Source organism: Nostoc sp. FACHB-892 (genome assembly GCF_014698795.1).
In the GTDB taxonomy this organism is placed as follows: Bacteria; Cyanobacteriota; Cyanobacteriia; order Cyanobacteriales; family Nostocaceae; genus Nostoc.
Genome location: NZ_JACJTR010000019.1, coordinates 13,150 through 34,760 on the forward strand (window position 1 = coordinate 13,150; position 21,611 = coordinate 34,760).

Annotated in this window: 20 protein-coding genes, 1 pseudogene and 1 CRISPR repeat array; of the genes and pseudogenes, 18 read left to right on the forward strand and 3 right to left on the reverse strand. The window is 39.3% G+C overall.

The window, feature by feature from the left end; translation table 11 throughout:
* The first annotated feature begins 82 nt into the window (after nt 1-82).
* From H6G96_RS22790 to cas5d, 9 genes are all read left to right on the forward strand, one after another.
* The gene (locus tag H6G96_RS22790; protein ID WP_190913655.1) at nt 83-343 is read left to right on the forward strand and encodes a DUF433 domain-containing protein; all 261 of its coding nucleotides are present in this window, start codon (nt 83-85) and stop codon (nt 341-343) included.
* Nucleotides 340-726, forward strand: coding sequence for a DUF5615 family PIN-like protein (locus H6G96_RS22795; RefSeq protein WP_190913657.1), 387 nt, complete (start codon nt 340-342; stop codon nt 724-726). The genes H6G96_RS22790 and H6G96_RS22795 overlap by 4 nt, the downstream gene beginning before the upstream one ends.
* A complete protein-coding gene (cas3, locus tag H6G96_RS22800; protein ID WP_190913659.1) occupies nt 723-2,900 on the forward strand; it encodes a type I-D CRISPR-associated helicase Cas3' in 2,178 nt (725 codons plus the stop codon). Before H6G96_RS22795 ends, cas3 begins: the two co-directional genes overlap by 4 nt.
* 274 nt (nt 2,901-3,174) lie before the next feature.
* The gene (locus tag H6G96_RS22805; protein WP_190913661.1) at nt 3,175-3,477 is read left to right on the forward strand and encodes a hypothetical protein; all 303 of its coding nucleotides are present in this window, start codon (nt 3,175-3,177) and stop codon (nt 3,475-3,477) included.
* Nucleotides 3,478-3,540: 63 nt separating this feature from the next.
* Nucleotides 3,541-3,780: a DUF433 domain-containing protein gene (locus H6G96_RS22810; RefSeq protein WP_190913664.1), complete on the forward strand. Its 240-nt coding sequence runs from the start codon at nt 3,541-3,543 to the stop codon at nt 3,778-3,780.
* Complete coding sequence (locus tag H6G96_RS22815; protein ID WP_190913666.1) at nt 3,777-4,799, forward strand: PDDEXK nuclease domain-containing protein; 1,023 nt, start codon at nt 3,777-3,779, stop codon at nt 4,797-4,799. Before H6G96_RS22810 ends, H6G96_RS22815 begins: the two co-directional genes overlap by 4 nt.
* 14 nt (nt 4,800-4,813) lie before the next feature.
* Nucleotides 4,814-8,104 carry a type I-D CRISPR-associated protein Cas10d/Csc3 gene (gene cas10d / locus H6G96_RS22820; protein ID WP_190913668.1) on the forward strand — a complete coding sequence of 1,097 codons (3,291 nt, stop codon included), beginning with the start codon at nt 4,814-4,816 and terminating at the stop codon, nt 8,102-8,104.
* 51 nt (nt 8,105-8,155) lie between these two features.
* Complete coding sequence (cas7d, locus tag H6G96_RS22825; protein WP_190913670.1) at nt 8,156-9,172, forward strand: type I-D CRISPR-associated protein Cas7/Csc2; 1,017 nt, start codon at nt 8,156-8,158, stop codon at nt 9,170-9,172.
* A complete protein-coding gene (gene cas5d, locus H6G96_RS22830; RefSeq protein ID WP_190913672.1) occupies nt 9,172-9,879 on the forward strand; it encodes a type I-D CRISPR-associated protein Cas5/Csc1 in 708 nt (235 codons plus the stop codon). The genes cas7d and cas5d overlap by 1 nt, the downstream gene beginning before the upstream one ends.
* Here the strand turns inward: cas5d and H6G96_RS22835 are convergent, their stop codons facing one another.
* Nucleotides 9,880-10,290, reverse strand: coding sequence for a hypothetical protein (locus tag H6G96_RS22835; protein ID WP_190913674.1), 411 nt, complete (start codon nt 10,288-10,290; stop codon nt 9,880-9,882). It abuts the gene before it with no gap.
* Nucleotides 10,291-10,399: 109 nt separating this feature from the next.
* On the opposite strand from H6G96_RS22835, the gene H6G96_RS22840 reads away from it, so the two are divergent.
* From H6G96_RS22840 to H6G96_RS22865, 6 genes are all read left to right on the forward strand, one after another.
* Nucleotides 10,400-11,020: a 2OG-Fe(II) oxygenase gene (locus H6G96_RS22840; RefSeq protein WP_190913676.1), complete on the forward strand. Its 621-nt coding sequence runs from the start codon at nt 10,400-10,402 to the stop codon at nt 11,018-11,020.
* On the forward strand, nt 11,010-11,855 hold the full coding sequence (cas6, locus tag H6G96_RS22845; RefSeq protein ID WP_190913678.1) for a CRISPR-associated endoribonuclease Cas6: 846 nt from the start codon (nt 11,010-11,012) through the stop codon (nt 11,853-11,855). Before H6G96_RS22840 ends, cas6 begins: the two co-directional genes overlap by 11 nt.
* A 31-nt stretch (nt 11,856-11,886) precedes the next feature.
* The gene (gene cas4, locus H6G96_RS22850) at nt 11,887-12,480 is read left to right on the forward strand and encodes a CRISPR-associated protein Cas4 (protein WP_190913680.1); all 594 of its coding nucleotides are present in this window, start codon (nt 11,887-11,889) and stop codon (nt 12,478-12,480) included.
* Nucleotides 12,481-12,703: 223 nt separating this feature from the next.
* Nucleotides 12,704-13,708: a type I-D CRISPR-associated endonuclease Cas1d gene (gene cas1d / locus H6G96_RS22855; protein ID WP_190913682.1), complete on the forward strand. Its 1,005-nt coding sequence runs from the start codon at nt 12,704-12,706 to the stop codon at nt 13,706-13,708.
* Between the two features lie 14 nt (nt 13,709-13,722).
* Nucleotides 13,723-14,013 (forward strand): CRISPR-associated endonuclease Cas2, encoded by a 291-nt coding sequence (gene cas2 / locus H6G96_RS22860; protein WP_190913684.1) that lies wholly within the window; start codon nt 13,723-13,725, stop codon nt 14,011-14,013.
* 266 nt (nt 14,014-14,279) lie between these two features.
* A CRISPR array of direct repeats spans nt 14,280-15,614; the repeat unit is 37 nt; unit sequence ATTGCAATTTATCAAAATCCCTATCAGGGATTGAAAC.
* A gap of 24 nt (nt 15,615-15,638) precedes the next feature.
* Nucleotides 15,639-15,854, forward strand: a complete 216-nt coding sequence (locus H6G96_RS22865) for a hypothetical protein (RefSeq protein WP_190913686.1) — start codon at nt 15,639-15,641, stop codon at nt 15,852-15,854.
* 241 nt (nt 15,855-16,095) lie between these two features.
* Here the strand turns inward: H6G96_RS22865 and H6G96_RS22870 are convergent, their stop codons facing one another.
* A complete protein-coding gene (locus H6G96_RS22870; protein WP_190913688.1) occupies nt 16,096-17,751 on the reverse strand; it encodes a mechanosensitive ion channel domain-containing protein in 1,656 nt (551 codons plus the stop codon).
* A gap of 390 nt (nt 17,752-18,141) precedes the next feature.
* Here H6G96_RS22870 and ahcY point away from each other — a divergent pair, with 390 nt between their 5' ends.
* The 3 genes and pseudogenes from ahcY (at nt 18,142) to H6G96_RS22885 (ending at nt 20,280) form a co-directional block, all read left to right on the forward strand.
* Complete coding sequence (gene ahcY, locus H6G96_RS22875; protein WP_190913690.1) at nt 18,142-19,419, forward strand: adenosylhomocysteinase; 1,278 nt, start codon at nt 18,142-18,144, stop codon at nt 19,417-19,419.
* Nucleotides 19,420-19,547: 128 nt separating this feature from the next.
* Nucleotides 19,548-19,963: pseudogene (locus H6G96_RS22880) on the forward strand (XisH family protein).
* Complete coding sequence (locus tag H6G96_RS22885; RefSeq protein ID WP_190913692.1) at nt 19,951-20,280, forward strand: XisI protein; 330 nt, start codon at nt 19,951-19,953, stop codon at nt 20,278-20,280. The pseudogene H6G96_RS22880 and the gene H6G96_RS22885 overlap by 13 nt, the downstream one beginning before the upstream one ends.
* A 182-nt stretch (nt 20,281-20,462) precedes the next feature.
* Here the strand turns inward: H6G96_RS22885 and H6G96_RS22890 are convergent, their stop codons facing one another.
* Nucleotides 20,463-21,458 (reverse strand): hypothetical protein, encoded by a 996-nt coding sequence (locus tag H6G96_RS22890; RefSeq protein ID WP_190913694.1) that lies wholly within the window; start codon nt 21,456-21,458, stop codon nt 20,463-20,465.
* Between the last annotated feature and the right edge of the window lie 153 nt (nt 21,459-21,611).

Genomic DNA, 21,611 nt, shown 5'->3' on the forward strand with positions numbered 1-21,611 from the left:
ACTATTTAAGTGTATATCCAAATGTAGAATTAGGAGAAGAGGATTCATTGAGAAGAATTACGACAAATTTGGAGAAGTTTCAATGACTAAGAACGATTTACTATCTCGAATTTCCATTGATCCAAATATTTGTTTCGGTAAACCTTGTATTAAAGGTCATCGCATCTGGGTTACTTTAATTCTCGACCTTCTTGCAAGTGGAGAAAAAATAGAGACGATTTTAGAAGAATATCCCGGTTTGGAACGAGAAGATATCCTAGCCTGTATTGCATACGCTGCGGAGATGACAAGAGATAGCTATGTAGAAATTCCTTTGGGGTTGCAAAAGGAATCAAAAAAGTGAATATTAAACTTGATGAAAATCTTGGTAGTCTGCGAGTAGCTACATTATTGCGTCTTGCAGGACACGATGTTGCTACTGTCCGAGAACAAGGTTTAATTTCAACTCATGATGAGGAATTAATTGATATTTGCCGTAGCGAGAATAGATGTTTAGTAACGATAGATAGAGGATTTGGAAATCGTCTTAAATATAATCCTTCTCACTATACAGGAATTATAGTCATTCGTTTACCATCCCGTCCTAGTTTTGAAGATTATCGTACAGTTACAGAAACTCTAATTGCTGGACTTGAAGCAGCAGATGTGACTGGTAAATTATGGCTAATTCGACAAGGAAGTATTCAAGAATATCAGGATATTGAGGTGGAGGGGAAAGACAAATGACCGAAGCATACAAAATTACTCTCAAATCCGTTTATTCTCAAACTGTCCCGACACCTGACGGGGTGAAATTACCTAAAGATTGGTTACTTTCTTGGCATCAAGCTGCAACTTTAGAAGCGTTGCGCGATCCAAATATTGATGTCGTGTTCAACACTGCGATGACTGGTGATGGTAAAAGTCTCGCGGCTTACCTAGAAGTGCTTCAGGGTGAATTTTCTGCGATCGGACTTTACCCAACCAATGAACTCGCCCGCGATCAAGAAACGCAGATTAGAGGATATGTAGAAAAATTCCAACCACAAAATCAGCCGCGTGTAGTGCGACTGAGTGGGGCTGATTTAGAGATTTATGCTGAAAATGAAGGATTGAAAAAAGGGGCTGCACTACTAACTCTTACTGGGCAATCCGAAATATTTTTAACAAATCCTGATATTCTCCACTACCTTCATCAAGGAGCTAATATAACTGAGAATGATAGCCCTGATAAACTATGGAATAGAATTAATAAAGATTTTGACTTATTTATTTTTGATGAATTTCACGTTTTTGCTGCTCCACAAATTGCTAGCGTGATTAACACAATGTTGTTAATTCGCTGTACCAATCGCCGCAAGAAATTTCTGTTTCTCTCAGCTACACCAGATACAAACTTAATTGGGCGATTAGAAAAAGCCGGATTTCGTTGTAAAGAAATTGATCCTCTAAAACAAAATAAATATCAATTTCCCAATACACCAGAAGAAGGGCAGCAACTGCAAACACAGGGCTGGCGGCAGGTAGCACGGACAATTACGCTGAATTTTATTCCTTTGGAACCATCGTTTAAAGCTTCGGAAACCTGGCTAAAAGAAAATAGTGATTTGATTTTGGCTCAGTTTCAGCAGTATCCAGGAAGTAAAGGCGCAATCATCCTTAACTCAATTGCAGCAGTCAAACGTCTAACTCAATTTTTGCGGGAAATCTTACAGCCTTACGGATTGAAAGTTGGAGAAAATACAGGGCTATCGGGAAAAAGAGAAAAGGAGCGAAGTCTTTCTGCTGACTTGGTTATTGGTACTAGCACAATTGATGTTGGAGTTGATTTCAAAATCAATTTTTTAATTTTTGAATCATCCGATGCAGGTAATTTTATACAGCGTTTAGGACGCTTAGGAAGACATGACGAATATGAGAAAGATGGACAGATAGTTAAGTTTGAGAATTTTACAGCTTTTTCTCTAGTTCCTAACTTTTTGGTAGAGCGATTGTTTAAGGGTGATACTCCACCGTTAGAAGTGAATAATATTTGCGATCGCCCCTTTTTTCACAATACAATTACTGAGAATTATCGACAAATTAACGATTTTCGTGGTTATTATCGTCGCTGGGGGGCTGTGCAATCATTTTGGCTGTTTTATCAGTTGAGCGATCCCACAATTAAACAACAGTATGCACAAAGCAGAGACAAGTTTCAAGAAGCCTGTGAACAATTATTTGAAACTAGTCTGAAGTCACAAGCTGGACGTATTCAAGGATGGGCGAAAGATTGGCAAGCGCTTTCTGGTAAATCAGGAAATCCTATTGCTGAAGATGCTGCTAGTTTTCAAGGTTCAAGTCCTTTGCAATGTGGTTTATACGACTTAACGGAACAAAACGAGGCAGATAGGTTTAAAACCTACGATTTACCAGGTATTTTGGGCAATTTAGAAGTTGAAATGTGGACGGAAGCGACATTTATACGGACACTTAAAGAAAGCGCAGAACGCACGGGACAACCCATTGCCAAAGGTAGATTTGCTCATTGTCTAGCATTTATGAAGTTGCGTTCCTACCGAGAGGAACGGCTGAACTGGAAGTTTACCTATTCTGGAAAGTTGCAGCCAATTGCTGACGCTTGGAAAGTTCAGGTTTTGACTGGTGTGGAAATTTGGCAACCTGACAACTATTGGGTTGCGGAAATTAACAAACGCCTAAAAAAGGAAGGTTTTGTTTGTTACGTGATTCGCCGTCCTCTTGCTGAAGTGCGGATGCGGCTAAGGCTACCGATGAATTTTCAGATTTATGGCATCAGCGATCAGTATAGCTTTCATGATGCTACTGCGCCCTATGCGATCGCTTTTGGCCATTCTGCACTGCTGCTGGATACGCTTGCTTACACGTTTAAAAGCAAAGGAGATGAGATATGGATTGCTTGAGGTTCAATCCCTGATAGGGATTACTTACGGGCTACATAACAGCCTATCTGCGAGGATTGATTGTGTATTTCAATCCCTGATAGGGATTTTTTTACCTCGTTTTCACAAATTAGCACAAATTTAAAAAATAGTAAACTTAAAATTTCTCTAGTCACACAATCATAACTCGCTGATTAGACTGTTAATCGTATAAACACGATAAAAGTATATCCAATGGTCTTATGAATACAAAAGAGATATACTCAGAGCAACAAGCTTAAAAGGAAAAGCTCAAATGCTCGACCCGAATACCGACTCCCACTTATTGAGCTGGGTAATGAATGCTGACATCAACCAGATTCAGCAGATCCATCAAGCCCTTACACTTCGTCTATCTGGCAAAGTATGCGAGCATGACCGCCGTATCAGTGCTTTAGAAAACAGGATTGACAAGCTAGAAACAACTTCATCCTTAAACGAAGCTCAACTTCAGGAGTGTCAGGATTCAGTGAGCTTTTTAAAGACAGAAATGAGATACACAGTTTCTCGAAATGAAGACTTGCAAAACCTTGTAGATTTCCATTGTCCACCGGAATAAGGTGTTTTGTTTTTTACAATTTCAAGACCCGCAGAAATTCTACTGTCACCATATAGCTAACCTATGAACGAACAAAAACTTTTGGAAAGAATCACAGTCAACCCTCAAATATTTGGCAGTAAACCTATTGTTCGAGGTCGTCGCCTTGCAGTTGAACATATTTTGGGGATGTTGGCGGCAGGAGATACTATTGGAACCTTGCTAGAAGGTTATCCCTGGTTAGAACGGGAAGATGTACAAGCCTGTTTGATCTATGCGCGTCGGCTAGTTAGTCATGAGCGAGTTGAACCTTTTCCGTTATGAGTAACCCTATTTCAGACAATTATAGACATTTGGTAATAGAAATAAAACAGCGTATTCGTTCAGTCCAGTACGAAGCACTAAAAGCAGTTAATCGGGAAATGATTAACCTCTACTGGGACATTGGACAGATAATTGTTACTCAACAGCACGGCGGTAGTTGGGGAAAATCCGTAGTAGAACAGTTAGCAAAAGACTTACAAGCAGAGTTTCCAGGAATTAGCGGATTTTCTGCTGCTAACCTCTGGCGGATGAGGCTTTTTTATGAATCATACTTCAACAATGAAAAACTCGCACCAATGGTGCGAGAAATTGGATGGAGTCACAATCTGGTCATTGTAGAGAAGTGCAAAGATGACCTAGAACGGGAATTTTATATCAGAATGACTCGTAAATTTGGCTGGACAAAGAATGTTTTGATTCACCAAATTGAAAATCAAACCTATGAGAAGACTCTGTTGAATCAGACTAACTTTGATAAAACTCTTTCAGCAGAGATTCGTAACCAATTAAAACTAGCTGTCAAAGATGAATATACTTTTGAGTTCTTGGAACTAGCAGATGAACACAGTGAACGCCAGCTAGAACAGGCAATTTTAACAAGAGTTGAACCATTCTTGCAAGAAATGGGTGGGATATTTGCTTTTATCGGTAGTCAATATCGGCTAGAAATTGATGAAGAGGAATATTTCATAGATATTTTATTATATCATCGCCGCTTAAAGTGTTTGGTAGCGATAGAACTGAAAATTGGTAACTTTTTACCTGAATATGTAGGCAAGATGCAGTTTTATTTAGCTGTTTTAGATGACACAGTAAAGTTACCTGATGAAAATCCTTCCATTGGAATTATTCTTTGGAAGTCTCAGCAGAGAACGATTGTTGAATATGCGTTGAGGGAATCTAATAAACCAATTGGTGTAGGAACTTATCAAGTGGTTTCAACATTGCCTCAAGAATTAAAAAATCAGCTTCCGGCTCCAGAGCAAGTTGCCAAGTTGCTAGAAGGCGTGGAGCAATAAAATGGAGTTTGAAAATGTCCAATGATGATTGGTTATCAGGTGATTTTGGTTTTGATAGTGATTCTTCAGACCGTACTATTGAAACCGAAGGCGAATTATTAACACTCAAGCTATTACGAGAAGCAATTCAATTTCAAAATCCAGATGATAAGGTAATGGCAGACTTTGGTGAATATGTTTTACCAAATCTGTTGCGGGTAGCAATTGGTGTAACGGCGAAAGGCGGTAAGTTTTTTGATGAAATTGACCAACAGCGAGAAGCTGAAGGAAAAACTAAAGTTAGACGAGATAATGCTGCTGACCAATCACTGAATACTCACTTACTCAATGGATTATTCCCAGCAAATTTAATTGAGAAACGTTTAGAAAAACTTAATACCACAGTGCAGCGAGTGGTGAAAGAGCGAGAGCGTAGATTAGTAATTGCTGGATTTATTTTACATGATTTTGAAAAGTTTCCTGATGTTCCTGAAAACTGCCGCAAGTTGCCGTTAGCAGAACATCGTAAAATTCTTGATAAAAAAGTTCACCAGTTAGGACTAGATAACTTTATAAATCCAGAAAATCCTGAAGCTTATCGAGAGTATCTAGATGATTTGTTGTACATGGCTTACAATGCTCAAGGTCGCTGGGATACTAACTGGAATTTTTCTGAATTTGGCTTGAATCCTCTTCTCAAAGACCGTACCCTTCGCAGTTTATCTGATTTAACTTGTTTAGCTGATTCTCTCGCCTCTATTGTTAAACATCCCCAAGATGCAGAACATCCTAGACTCAAAGAAATCATCCACAGCCTCAGTGATGGACAATTGAAATTTACCTATCATAGCATTGCTGAGAATCGGGGTGTTTTAACTAATGTGGTGAATAATGCTTTAATTCAGGCTCATACTAGTCTCAATACTAATGAGTATACTTACTATGAACCTTTGTTATATCTGCCAACAGGCGTAATTTACTTGGCTTCGCGCAATGCTCCAGCTATCTCGCCGGAAGATTTCCCAGACCGTATAGTTAACAGTATTAAATCGCTTTGTGCAGGTCAATTACGCCTCAGACAAACAGGGTTTGGTAGAGATGGCAAAGGCATGAAATATGCCGAATATTATAACTTATTTTTTGATGATATAGGCTTGATGAAAGTAGCCTTAGATGCTACATTACGCATCTTAAACTCTAATAAAGGCTCTGTTGCTAAAAGTCGCAGCGAAAATCTGAATAAGTTTCAGAAACAAAATGTTTTATCTGCTGATTATGATTTCAAATTTGAAGACGATATCCGTATTGACCAAATAGCAGAATTGGGTGATTTAATTAGCAGGAAAATTTGGGAAGAAACAGTTAATCGCGTTGATTCTGCTCGTAAGAAAGATAAAAAGCTGCCAGCAGTTCCCGATTTAGATTTAACTTATAAAGTTGTAGAATTTTGGAATTTAGCAGAATATTTACCCCAAATTAGAGAAATTCAACGCATTAACGAAAGTCTCAAAGAAAACAAGTTAAAGGGAAATACGGGAGGAGTAGCTTATGAATGGTACTATCTGGCGGCTAAATATTTAGAACATCATCCAGGAATTGAAGATGTACGCGAAGCTTGTCAGCAAGTGATTGACTATTTGGCAACCTTAATTTATCCGATAATTTCTCAATATCAATTGCCTGATGGTTGGGATGATTTAAGGCTTTGGGTAAAACGAGTTGTAATGTTACCAGGCACTAATCAAAAACCATCTGTTAAAACTCAAGTTGAAACATTTTTAAATGAGTTAAATAATTACAATGCTGCGAAAAAAATAGGGCGAGGGAAACGACTAATCTGCTCAATTTCTCATTCTGCTTACACGGTTACTGAGCAAATGGAATCAGCAGTTTTATTTACACCACAAGTTTATACAAACAAGCAAATGTTAGGAGGTTCTAACGCTAAACGCAATATCTCCAGTATTGCAGGTGTGGAGATGATGCTAAGGCAAATCTTGATGAATCAAACTCAAGCTGTAGGTAAGCGATTTGAAGATGGTAAATATCGCTATCTCTACTTTTATGCTACTTCTTACTTTACTCCAGAGACTAACAAGTTTTTGCAGAAAGCATACAATGGTATTGCTCAAACTCGCTTTGATACCAGCATTCGTAATCATTTTATCAGTAAAGATTTACAGGCGGATTTGGGGCGCGATCGCTACCAAAGTGTAGATAGTTTCTTAATCGATGAAAACCTCCAACGTGATAAGGATCGCACCTTTAAGCTTTCCTATCCTGAAGACCAGCCTTTAACATTTTACTTCATGGCACTCCCCCCAGGAAGAGACAGCACCGATACAGAATCTTGGGTAATGCCAACTTGGTTAGCGTTTGTTTTCCCGATGATTTTAGATGTTAAAACTGTGGTTTCAGAGTCACCAATTCCACCTTTTAATGATGGGGCTGAATTTGAGGAAAGCGTTTTACTTGACAGTGCGCCTCATGCTTTTCATGCTTTAGTAAGGCGCGACCGCTTCCGTCTTGACTACATCCTCAAAGGTTGGAACGAAAACGGCATCCAATACCCAGCACCTTTAAATGTGCTTACCGCCGCTTATGCCATTCATTTAGATGTGAATGCTAAACAAGGTAAGTCTGGTTACGATGCCAACTGGGGAAGATTTACTGAACTGGCTAAAGATTTTGAAACCAGTCCGTTGTACGTCTTTTCTTATCTCAATCGCTGGGTGCGTAACCAGGGATTAGAAATAGCACGAATTGAAAAAATCCGGCTTTATGCCTATCATTTTTATCCTTGTTTTGACCCTTGTGTGAAATATGACACTAATATGGAGCAATTAATTGTGGGAGAAGCATCAAGCCTGAATCATCCTAAGAAATTAACAGATTTATACCGCAGATTTTACCGAGCTAATAAACGTTATAATCCTAAGTCTAATGCTGTGTTGAAACCAGTTGACATCGCGGCTGAAACTATACTCAAAGCTGAGTCAAGTGTGTTTCAGGGGGAAACATTAGTTGTGGCTGTTGCAGCAGAAGTTTTTAAACTCATGGATCGCATCCATTCTTCTACTGCTGAAGGACGTTGGATCATGAGCAAACGAGAAGAAGAACGGCAAGCTGTACTAGATTTTGCCAAGTATTTTGTAGTGGAGGTATTTGATAACGCATTTGCAGGCGATCGCGCTCGTTTGGCAGGTCGTCAACTCAACTTAATTCGAGATACCTGTGAATTTCTTTACCGTCTTGAAGATGACAAAGAAAATGCAGGAAGAAATGAAAATATTCCTGTAATAGACGATGTTAATGAACAGGAATAAATTCTTCCTCTAGAAATAAACAAGTAGTAAATAATTCTTTGGAGATAAATCATGGTAATTTTAAAAACTGTTGAATCCAAATTCTTTCAATCTGAGATTCCTTACAAACCAATGGGGAAATATGTTCATTTCTTGACTATCCGCATTACGGAATCTTATCCACTATTTCAGACAGATGCAGAACTGAATAAAGCAAGGGTAAGAGCAGGAGTTAAAGACAAAACTACAATTAGCCGTTTGTCAATGTTCAAGCGCAAACAGTCTACTCCAGAGCGTTTAGTTGGTCGGGAATTGCTGCGTAATTATGGCTTCATGACTGCTGAAGAATGCGAATACAACGTGAATTTTGCAATGGATAATCCTGATTGCATCATTTACGGATTTGCTATTGGTGACTCTGGCTCAGAGAAATCAAAAGTTGTGGTAGACACGGCATTTTCAATTACAGCTTTTGATGAATCACACGAAACTTTCACCCTCAACGCTCCCTATGAAAATGGCACGATGGCTTCTAAGGGTGAAAATGGTTCTAAACCTGGTGAAGTTACCAGTCGAATTAATCAACAAGACCACATTAGACCGCAAGTTTTCTTTCCCAGTATTGTCACTTTGAAAGATCCCACTGAAGCTAGCTTCCTTTACGTTTTTAATAACATTCTGCGAACTCGTCATTATGGAGCGCAAACCACGCGTACAGGTCGCGTCAGAAATGAGTTAATTGGAGTTGTATTTGCTGATGGAGAAATCACTAGTAACCTGCGTTGGACTCAGGCAATATATGACCAAATGAAATCTAACAATACTCTGAATGCTCCCGATCCGTTAGATGAAGATGATGTAATCACTGCTGCAAAAAATGCTATTGAGGCGTTAATGGCTGATGAATTCATTGTTCATACAGATTTCATTGGTGATGCTTTTGTATCCTTAATTAATGAAGTAAAAACTTTAACAGGAAGTGAGAAAGGTATTCAGGCAATTTTGCAAAAGGCTGATGCAGAAGCTAAAGATTATGCCAAGAAGCATATCAGCAAGAAGAAAACGGCTGCTAAAGCGGGGAAAGAGTAATGGTGTTTATTTATCGTTGTCAATTGGAGTTGCACGACAGCCTATATTTTGCTACTCGTGAAATCGGACGATTGTATGAAACAGAGCCAATAATTCACAATTATGCTCTCTGTTATGCACTGGGTTTAGTTGATAGCCAAATCTACTCTACTACCGTTGCTGAAGAAGATTCTTATCGCTATTTTTGCCCCGAACAAGTGCCAAAATATGAGGAGCATTTAACGCCACTCAATCAACAAGGAATTTACGTAACTCCGGCGCGATCGCTCAATCATTCTTCTATCCTCAACACCTGGAAGTATGCTAATAACAACTACCACGTTGAAATGGAGAAAACACAGAAAAATATCCCTAGTTTTGGCAGAGCAAAGGAAATAGCAGCAGAAAGCAAATTTGAGTTTTTTGTAATTTCCCAAAAAGAACTCAAACTACCAAAGTGGATTCGCTTGGGTAAATGGATGAGCAAGGCTGAAGTGACAGTTGAACCATTACCGAAACATAAAATTGTTGAAGGTATATTTACTTGCACACATCCATTAAATCCTTTAGATGTGATGTTCACTAATCAAGTGATTAGCTATGATGTTGTGAATATGCCTCCAGTTAGCTTAATTCAGAATGTCCAAATGCGAGGTCAATACTATCAATTTGATGGCATTCAAAACTTAAAAATTCCAGTTAATATACAATATCGTTTTCGGAGTTAATCACTTCCCAAAACCTTTACTACGGCTTTTATTTTTTCGAGGCTCTATCGTCATTAACTCAGCTTTAAAACCTCTGGAATCTTGCAACATTAACTTACGTATTCGCTGGCGTTGGTAAGTCTGCACTTCAGCAGCTAGAGGATGATTAGGATCAATCTTTAGGTGAGTAATAGAAGAAACATATTTTTCTGTACTTTCGGGATTATTTGGCTCTTTTAGTCCGCACATAATTCCGCCTTCATCTCCTGAATAGCCAACGAAATCAATTTCAAATTCTCTGTCTGGATCGGCGTTTACTCCTTTTTGCCTTAATGTCTTCAAAAACTCCTTCCCTGCTCGTGCTTTAATAGGTAAGTTCTCTTTCAGTTTTTCAGTTAGTGCCTTTGCTGCATTGTAATCATCAATTTTCATTGGTCTTTCTCTCTATGTAGTTTTTCTCACTTAAAAGAATACTACTATCATCACTCGATAGTCTTTAAAATTTTAGATACCACATCCAGCGATCGCTCCTCTATCCCCAGTGAAACACTATCAACAACAAACCAACGCTTTCCCCAGCAACTACCTAAACAACTTGTGGGGAGAAATCCAAGCTTGTCCTTACTTTGCTATCAACAACCTCAACCGCGATTTTGTCGCCACTAAAGGATTTTCTGTAGTATTTCAGCGTTCTGGATTAGCAAAAGTAGAACAGCAGTTTCCCTACTTCAAGCCTTACCTAGATTTGGCTCTCCAGCCAAGTTGTAATGCTTTTTACCTCAATCCCTTACAACTAAAGGAAGGCTCCCGCGTCGATCCGCATATCGATCGCTCCTTACGTTCCTACTCCAAAACCATTGAACCGCCTGCGGTTGTCAGTGTTCTCTATGTGCGCGTACCTGCGGATATGGAAGGGGGAGAACTGGTATTGCGATCGCACAAACGCCAACTTGGGCAAATTAAGCCCCAATTCAATACTTTAGTTTATTTTCAAGGTGATTTAACCCATTCGGTTAACGCTGTGAAAACCCCAGGAAATCGCTTAAGTTTAGTTTGCGAACAGTATAGTTTGAGTGATGCTGAACTCCAGGAAATCCCTGAGTTCACTGTAGAGTCAAGAATCACTCAGTCTACAACCAAAAAGAGAAAGTATGCCTCATAGTTTAGTGTTGAATTTGCTACCTCAATCGCCTATTCCACCACAGTATCTTACAGGTAGACATCTCCACGCCTTATTTTTAACCCTCGTTAGTTCTGTAGATAGCACATTAGGCGATCGCTTGCACGATTCCACCGCAGATAAAGCTTTCACTCTCTCCCCTTTACAAATTAGTAATACAAACTCCCCCCTTTTGAAGGGAGGTAAAGGGGGATCTAAATTGCAATACTCACATCAACAACCAATTCCCGCCGGAACACCTTGTTGGTGGCGCATCTCTTTATTAGATGACACTCTATTTGGCAAACTTACCCAACTTTGGCTTAATCTTAATCCCAATCGCCCTTGGCATCTTGGCCCGGCTGATTTGTATATTACCAGCATTCAAGGCACACCCCAATTTATTCAACCTTGGGCGAATGCCAGTACTTACGCTCAATTATACGAAGAAGCTAGCGATCGCAATTCTTCCATAAACCTTACTTTCTCCACGCCTACCGCCTTCCGTCAAGGACAGTATGATACTACCCTTCCTACCAGAGAATCTGTCTTTAATTCCCTACTTTCGCGGTGGAATAAGTACAGTGGCATAGAATTTCCTCAGATTGCGATCGAGTCAATATTTCCCTCATTTGTCAATATTCACACAGAAATATTAGCTGATTCTCGCAGCAAATTTATTGGCATTATTGGCGAAGTTACCTATAAGATTTTAGGGGCAGTTGAACCAATAGAAATTAAGCAGATTAACGCTTTAGCTGACTTTGCTTTATATACTGGTGTTGGAAGAAAAACAACAATGGGTATGGGAATGACGCGGCGACTGTATTCTCCGTAATTTCAATAATCCTTTAAAAACCACCTAAGTTATGAACCAAACTGAATATATTTCCATTGCAGCATTGAACCAATATGCCTATTGTCCGCATCGCTGTTGGCGGATGTTTTGTGCAGGAGAATTTACCGATAATCAATACACAATTGAAGGCACAACTTTACACGATCGCGTCCACACGACAAGCGATGTACAGCGAGGAGAAACTTGGCAAGTTCGAGCAATTTGGTTGAAGTCGGAGCAATACAAACTCATCGGCAAATCTGATTTAATTGAAGCAGAATCTGGTCAAGTTTATCCAGTGGAATACAAACGAGGACGCAAAGGCGAATGGGATAACGATGAGTTGCAAGTTTGTGCCCAAGCCTTATGTTTAGAAGAGATGACGGGACAACCTGTTACTACTGGATATATCTATTATGCCCACTCCCATCAACGGCAATTAGTAGAGATTAATGCAGAGTTACGAGAAAGTGCGATCGCTACTATTCAATCTGTCACAAATCTCCTAGAAACAGGAGCAATGCCAAAACCAGTTTACAGCAAACGCTGCCAAGGATGTAGTCTTTATTCGCAATGTTTACCCAAAGCAACTGATAAAGTCAAAAGTTATCAAGAAGTAAATTAAATCATCCTCTGGTAACTTCTAGTTTGAGGACGTATTGACTTTCAACACTGTTCAAATAAGATCCCCCCGCCTGTGGCGACCCCCTTAAAAAGGGGGTAAAGAACATAAGCCGAAATAAACCCCCCTTTTTAAGGGGGGTTGGAGGGATCTTCGCGCAGTAAACAAGCTAACCAAACCGTATTGTATTGAGTTTGATAACTTTCAATTAATTAAGGATTAAATCATGGGAACACTTTACGTAACACAAGCCGATGCTTTTATCGGCAAAGTTGACGAACGCCTCACCGTCAAAGCTGAACAAAAAACAATTTTGGATATCCCTTTAATTAAACTAGAAGGAATTGTAGTACTAGGACGGGCTACTATTTCTCCCGCCGTCGTTAGTGAACTTTTAGAACGTCATATTTGTTTAACATTTCTCACACAAAACGGACGATATTTAGGGCGTTTAGAACCAGAAGTTACTAAAAATCTCTTTGTTCGTAAAGCCCAATGGCAAGCTGTGGGAGAATCACAATCAGCAATACATTTAGTCAGAGGATTTGTACGGGGTAAATTGAAAAATTACCGCCATAGCTTACTTCGCACTCAGCGAGAACATCCTGATACTGACCTGAATAATAACATCACTCGATTGGAAAACGCGATCGCACCAATCGAAAAAACTAACAGTATTGATTCTCTCAGAGGCTTAGAAGGTGCTGGTAGTGCAGCCTATTTTGGTTGCTTTCAACAACTAATCAAAACCTCAGAATTTCGCTTTGAAGCCAGAAACCGCCGCCCACCAACCGATCCGGTTAATGCCCTACTGAGTTTTGGGTATTCATTACTACGCCATGATGTGCAAAGTGCTTTAAATATTGTCGGCTTCGATCCTTATCTAGGATACTTACACGTCGAGCGTTATGGTAGACCTTCCCTAGCCTTAGACTTGATGGAAGAATTTCGTCCCTTAATAGTCGATGCTGTAGTCTTGTCGCTGATTAACAAGCGATCGCTAACCCTAACTGACTTTACCACCGAACCGCTTAGTGGTGCCGTGTCTTTAACCAAAGAAGGACTGCATACATTCCTTCGCGCCTACGAACAAAAGAAACAATCGGAGTTCAAACATCCAGTTATGGGAAACAAATGCACCTATCAAAAATCCTTTGAAATTCAGGCGAGGTTATTAAGTAAATACCTCATGAACGAAATCGATAAATATCCACCCTTAGTTCTCAAATAACTCCCCATTAACCCATGTATTATATTGTTGTTAGCTACGACATTCCAGAAGATAAACGTCGAACTAAAATTCATTCCGTTCTCAAGTCTTATGGACAATGGATGCAACTGAGTGTGTTTGAGTGCAATATCACTTCTACTCAGTATGCTAAACTGCGATCGCGTTTAGCTAAATTGATAAAACCCGACACTGATAGCGTGCGCTTTTATTTTCTCTGTGGCTGTTGTCAGGGAAAAATCGAACGTATTGGCGGAGAACAGCCACGAGACGAAACAATTTTCTTTGCTGAGTCCCCTTCTGGCTAGGTTCCTCCACCTCAAATGCGCGGAAGGGTAGGTGTACAAATTTCACAGCCCCAAAAAATGCTTCTATCCGAACTCCAGTAAAGCTTTCAACCCATTAGTCGCCTAATCCTCATCCGCGCAATCTCTGAAATGCTATCAAAACACAATTTTAGTCTTTAAATTTTCCTGGCACTCTTTGCAAACGAATTCTCTAATGCTATGATTGCCTTTGAATCGCGCAACCGCACCTTGAAAACTAAATACAGCTTAGGTTTCAGCCTCCTGCGCATTGCAATTTATCAAAATCCCTATCAGGGATTGAAACAAATTTAGTCTATTCTGTGGACTGCGACGGTTCACAACATTGCAATTTATCAAAATCCCTATCAGGGATTGAAACAGGAGTTTTAGAAGCTCTATCGGAAGTTGATAATCATTGCAATTTATCAAAATCCCTATCAGGGATTGAAACTAAAAAACTTTTGGAAGGCATAAAGAATCACGCCATTGCAATTTATCAAAATCCCTATCAGGGATTGAAACTATTAAACTAGGTTCAGCCATATTATTTACAAAGCATTGCAATTTATCAAAATCCCTATCAGGGATTGAAACGGGTCGCTTTCTCCCCACTCCTTAAGTGCTTCCCATTGCAATTTATCAAAATCCCTATCAGGGATTGAAACCTAGTGGGCGGCTCTAACCAAGGCGTATCTTCACCATTGCAATTTATCAAAATCCCTATCAGGGATTGAAACTGGAATATCTCTACCACTGCTGCTGCAACGCTTGCGAAACATTGCAATTTATCAAAATCCCTATCAGGGATTGAAACACGTACATGGGAAGATGACCCTATCACAGAAGGTAGCATTGCAATTTATCAAAATCCCTATCAGGGATTGAAACCCCCGTTTGATCGCCCTAACATTCCGCCTACTAATTGCAATTTATCAAAATCCCTATCAGGGATTGAAACACTTGTGGGCTGTAACCCCTATATTGTCAACCGAAAATTGCAATTTATCAAAATCCCTATCAGGGATTGAAACAAAAATTATGAATGAACAAGAGTGGATGGGTAGAATTGCAATTTATCAAAATCCCTATCAGGGATTGAAACGCCATCGTCCGGTTCCCTAGCTTGAAGCTCATTACATTGCAATTTATCAAAATCCCTATCAGGGATTGAAACGTTTCAATCGTGTACTCCATACCAATTCCTTCAAATTGCAATTTATCAAAATCCCTATCAGGGATTGAAACGAATTAATTGCAATGATCACCACGTATAGTGTTTAAATTGCAATTTATCAAAATCCCTATCAGGGATTGAAACCATCAGCAAATCAGTAATCCATGCCAAATCCATTATTGCAATTTATCAAAATCCCTATCAGGGATTGAAACTTCATAGTCACTGAGCAAGCCTCGATAGCTGGCAATTGCAATTTATCAAAATCCCTATCAGGGATTGAAACACCGCCCAAAGGCCGGGCTTTGAGCGAGGACGAATTGCAATTTATCAAAATCCCTATCAGGGATTGAAACTTTGTTAATCCTTGCTATTACACTTTGCCTTACAATTGCAATTTATCAAAATCCCTATCAGGGATTGAAACGAGTCCTCAACAGTAATCCGCGAAATGCACGAGCAACCGGAATTGCAATTGGACTACAATGCGATTGTTTTGGCTGACAATGCGATTGTTTTGGCTGACAATGCGATTGTTTTGGCTGACAATACGATTGTTTTGGCTGACAATGCGATTGTTTTGGCTGACAATACCATTGTTTTGAATGACAATGCCATTGTTTCGGCTAACAATGCCATTGTTTCGGCTAACAATGCCATTGTTTGACCAAATTTTTATACAACTTACGCATAAAAGATCCCCTTTTTTAGTTAGAGGGGAATGCAATACGGTTCGGATATACAGGAGAGGAAAGAGGGTTATTCCACTCCCTCTGCTTCTCTTCTCCTTCTACCCCCCTTACCTGCCTCAACTAAGAAATTCCTTAACCGAACCGTATTGGGGGGGGAGTGTGCTTCGCGCACCTATGGGAACGAGGTTTTAGGTTTTGAGTGCGTAAGCCCTGTTTCTAATTAGCTTTGCCATTACTCTGAAAATTTAACAACTGCTCATCATTGACCCAAATTGCTTGTTGAGGCACAGAAATAGAAATTCCGGCTTTGTCTAGGGCAACTTTCAGGCGGCGGCGAAACTCTCGTGCTACATCCCATTGTTTGAGGGGCTGTGTTTTAATCCAGACGCGAATAATCAAACCGCGATCGCCAAATTGATCTATTCCCAAAACTTGTGGCGGTTCCAGAATTTGACGCTCCCATTGCGGATCTTTGTCCATCTCAAAGCCAATATTTTCAATCAACTTCAAAGCCTTTTCAACATCGGCTTGGTAGGCAATGGGGATCGTTAAATCGGCTCGTGACCAACGACTAGAAAGATTGGCAACAACTTTAATTTCACTATTGGGAATTGTGATCAAGCGCCCTTCGGAATCTCGCAGTTGGGTCATCCGCAGATTCAGATTTTCTACTAAGCCTCCTACGTCTCCTACAGTAATCACATCGCCTAAAGCATACTGGTCTTCTAAAATGATCAGGAAACCGTTAATCGCATCTTTAATTAAGTTTTGCGAGGCCAGAGACACCGCAACACCAACTAAACTGGCACCCGCTAGCAAGGGAACGATATCTATCCCCAATGACACCAGCGCTAGCAAAAAGCCTACTCCTACGCAGATAGCAGTAGCAATGCTTTTAGTCACGCCAGAAAACGTGGAAACTCTCAGTCTCAGCCGTTCAGAACTTTCTGGAGTCAATAAAGCGCCACTGCTAATCAGAGTGGTGGTGAAGCGGTCAATGAGGGCATAAATGAGACGGATTGCTACATAAGTTCCCAGGAAGACAACACCTAATCGCAAAGGAAATTGGACGGCATTGAGAATTATTACCTGAAATGGTCGTGTGTAGGGAAATAGACCCAAAATAAAGAAGCTTCCACCTCCCCAAATTCCTGCTTGACTTAGCTGGAATAGTCGTCTCTTAACTTCTTGGAGATGTCGGTGTTGCTGTTGATTCAGTTGTGTTGCAATTGGTTGAGCTGGTGCTGGTGAAACTTGAGAGTTTAAGGGACCTGTGTTGGGTTGAGAGGCGATGGAGCGTACTAAATCCTTTTTGGAACGCTGCTGCCAGCTATATACCCCCAAACTCATGAGCATCATCACCAATCCAATGCCCGCAGCAATTTTACCTTGGTCGATTAAAAATTGAGTTTGTCTTTCTTGCTTTGCTTGTTGCAAGTCTTCTTGTAAGGATTCGGCAATTTGATTTGCCGATGTCCATGTATCTACCTCTCTGAGTTTAGCATCCTCAGAAGTAACGGTCATCAGATATTGACCGTTGACATAAATTACTGGTAATTGGTTTACTTTAGGAATATTTACGTCGACTGGTGTATTTGGTGGCGACTGAAAGTAATTTTGGGCAATTCTCTCCAACTTCTTTTGGATGTCTTCTGAACGCTCAGGGAAGTTGGCTCTTGATGCCGCTATCTGAAATAACCGACGACCATCTAAATAAATCCAGCCTGTAACAAGTCTATTGTTGGAATCATTACTCACACTGCTGGGAGACGGTAGCAGCTGCGGTAATACAGGAATCTGGGCTGTGGCTTTTGGCACAGATACAACAGCTATAGCCATTGAACTAGCGATCGCCAAAAATTTAAAGCGCACTCAAACACCTCCTGGAAAAAATTTACTAGTGACTACTTCTATAACCATCCTCCGCAATTAATTTGGGTAAATGTACCTATCTAAAGTTGAGGTTTTCCCTTTAGATGATGAATTTTTGATGTTTTTTTGATTTTTTTCTATCTTTAGATCGATGGAATGTACTGAAAATTAGCCATGTAAGCTTAGAAAAGTCTTACTCTTACCAAAGATAAAACAAAAACGAAGAAGCTGGGGATGAAGTTGACATTATGCTGATCAAACGTCAAGCTAGTTTTGAGGACTATTGACTAGTGATTTGCTTTCATACAAGCAAAAATCGCCAGTCGTAGAATAACGTAGTAGAGTGCGTAAAAATTACGTAACTTTTTTAATTTTTTGAGGTAACTTTTGATGACCGCAACTTCTCCCCGATTAAAGCACGAGGTTAAAGACCTCGGCCTAGCTGCCTTGGGTAGACAGCGCATTGAATGGGCTGGACGCGAAATGCCAGTTTTGCGGCAAATCCGCGATCGCTTTGCTATTGAGAAACCCTTCGCTGGTTTACGCCTTGTAGCTTGCGCCCACATTACAACAGAAACAGCACATTTGGCGATCGCTCTGAAAGCCGGTGGTGCAGACGCGCTTTTAATTGCTAGTAACCCCTTATCAACTCAAGATGACGTAGCCGCTAGCCTCGTCGCCGATCATGAAATTCCCGTCTTTGCTCAAAAAGGCGAAGATAACGCAACTTATAATCGCCACGTCCAAATAGCTTTAGATCATCGCCCCAACATTATTGTTGATGACGGTAGCGATGTGGTTGCAACTTTGGTACAAGAACGCCAGCACCAAATTGCTGATTTGATTGGTAGCACCGAAGAAACTACCACCGGTATCGTGCGGTTACGCGCCATGTTTAGAGAAGGCGTTCTCACCTTCCCCGCAGTCAACGTCAACGATGCTGACACCAAGCACTTCTTTGATAATCGCTATGGTACTGGGCAATCAACCCTAGATGGCATTATCCGCGCCACAAACATTTTGTTGGCTGGTAAAAACATTGTCGTCGTCGGTTATGGCTGGTGTGGTAAAGGTACAGCCCTCCGCGCCCGTGGAATGGGTGCTAACGTCATCGTCACCGAAATCGACCCCATCAAGGCAATTGAAGCCGTAATGGATGGCTTCCGCGTCCTGCCAATGGCAGAAGCTGCACCCCAAGGTGATATATTTATCACTGTGACTGGTAACAAGCACGTCGTTCGCGGTGAACACTTCGATGTCATGAAAGACGGTGCGATCGTTTGTAACTCTGGTCACTTTGACTTGGAACTTGATTTGAAATACTTGGCTGCACAAGCTAAAGAAGTCAAAGAAGTTCGTCCCTTCACCGAAGAGTACAAGTTGAAAAATGGTAAATCAGTAGTAGTTCTTGGACAAGGACGCTTGATTAACCTAGCTGCGGCTGAAGGACACCCCAGCGCGGTAATGGATATGAGTTTTGCGAACCAAGCTTTAGCTTGTGAATTCTTGGTGAAGAATAAAGGTAAGTTGCAACCTGGTTTGCACTCAATTCCTGTTGAAGTTGATCAAGAAATTGCTCGGTTGAAATTACAAGCTATTGGGATCACGATTGATAGCTTAACACCCGATCAAATTGAGTACATCAACTCTTGGACAAGTGGAACTTGATACATTGATTAGTTGATTTTTTGGGGATAGGCATTTTGCTTATCCCTTTTTTTTTGTGTTTCTCTCGCAGAGATGCAGAGGCATAGAGAGAGAATATAATAGGATGGAGGGTGTTATTGTAAGTTTGTATGTCAGCAAAAGATTTTTTTCATAATGCTGTTAAGTCAGCTTTAGAGAAAGATGGTTGTTAATTACTGATGATCCTTTAATATTTCTAGTAGATACTATAGAATTTCGTCTTGATTTAGGAGCAGAAAGACTTTTAGGAGCAGAAAAAGAAGGAGAAAAAATAGCAGTTGAAATAAAATCTTTTTTGGGGAAATCAGCAATTAGTGAATTTCATACAGCTTTAGGAAAAACACTTAATTACCGTTCTATTTTAAGAAAACAAGAACCCGATCATATTTTATATTTAGCAATTAGCTATGAAATATATACAGCTTTTTTTCTGATACCTGTGATTCAAGAAATAATTGCTGAACATCAATTAAAATTATTGATATTTGAAAGTAGCAAAAGGGAGATTGTTTTATGGAAGGAATGAATTATCCTGAATTAGTAAAGACAGTATTAGCAAGACATACAGAAAGTTATTTAGCCAAGGGTACGGAAATACAATTAATATTTGATAATCAAAAAAACCACTATTTAGTAATTCATCTAGGTTGGGAAGGTGAAAAACGGACTTATGGTTCAGTGATTCATATAGATATTATTAATGGAAAAATCTGGATTCAGTGCGATTTTACAGAGGAAGGTGTAGCTAATGAATTAGTAGAATTGGGAGTACCAAAAACAGATATAGTTTTAGGTTTTAGATCGCCTCATGTGAGACAGTTTACTGGTTTTGCATCGGTGTAAATTTTTTGCATTATATTACGACTTAAGTTTAAAGTTGAGTATCTCAATTCTTGAACATCGGGAACTTGATGATTGATTAGTTGATTTTTTGTGGATAACCCAAAGCTTATCTTTTCTTTCTTGTTCGGCGTTATGGATTGATTGAACGAACTCTGAAGGCACGAAGGAAGAAGAGTAAAACATCAAGAAAAGACTATTATTTCTTGTAAATCAATCATAGCTTTATCAAGTAAGTCTTTTTGTTTTATTTCCCAATTACTAAATCTAATTACAAACCATCCTTCTTTCATCAATTTTCTCTCTTGTTGTATATTTTTATAATATTCTTCTTCGCTAGCTAACCAGGTTTCCTGATTGTGCTTACGAGTTGCATAATGACTAATATCGTCAATAAAAATAGCAAATCTTTTATTTTTCCAGAAAGCTACAAAGTCAACCCTATAAATGTCGTTAATATTTAGAGATGATGTAGAACTTAAATATTTTTTTGATTGTGAATGCCACTGTATCCAAGCTTGAGGTATGAGTATAGGTATATTTTGATTAGCCGTATTAAATTTGTTAGCATAATGGAGGAAAAATTGTGTTTCATATTCAGTTTGATTCATGTCTCTCAAGGCTATTCTTAAACTTTTATCTGTTATTCCTAAATATAAATTAAAGTTTTGTGCTAATTGTTGATAAGTTAAATCAGGATAAACATTAAAGTCTATAATTCCAATTCCATTTTTCCATTCAAATTTTAACTTTTGGCTGCCTTTGTTAATTTGAACAGCAAACTCTGGCTTGGGTTTGCCAAATGGCAATCCAACAGTAAATTGTGATATAAATAAACTCTTATTAGGAATAATTGGCTGATAAATCACTTTATTGCCATCAAATTTAAAGCCAATGTCTGAGAGTGTTTTACGAAAATTATTTTTTGCATCATCAGATAAATGAATAGAATACAATATTGTTTCTATAACTTGATTCAATTTGGGTATTATTACTGGACTTTCCCAATCGACTGATTTATAATATTGATTTATTAAATCACGTTTATACTCAAAATTTATTGATTCATCCTTGGTAAAGCCTCCACCTGAAAAAATAGTGTCTATTTGCCTCTTACTGAAAAAATCACAGCAAAATTGTTCAAGATAAATTTTTAAACTTATTAAAATTGGATTTGACATAGTAATTATTTATATTTCCAGAAATATTACTAATTTAAAATATTACTATATTTAATAATTACTCAAAATTTAGAATAGCCTTTCCATTTTAAAAGTGCATAAGAGTATGCTTTTTTTAGCATTAAATAATCAGCACTTACTCGCAGCGATCGC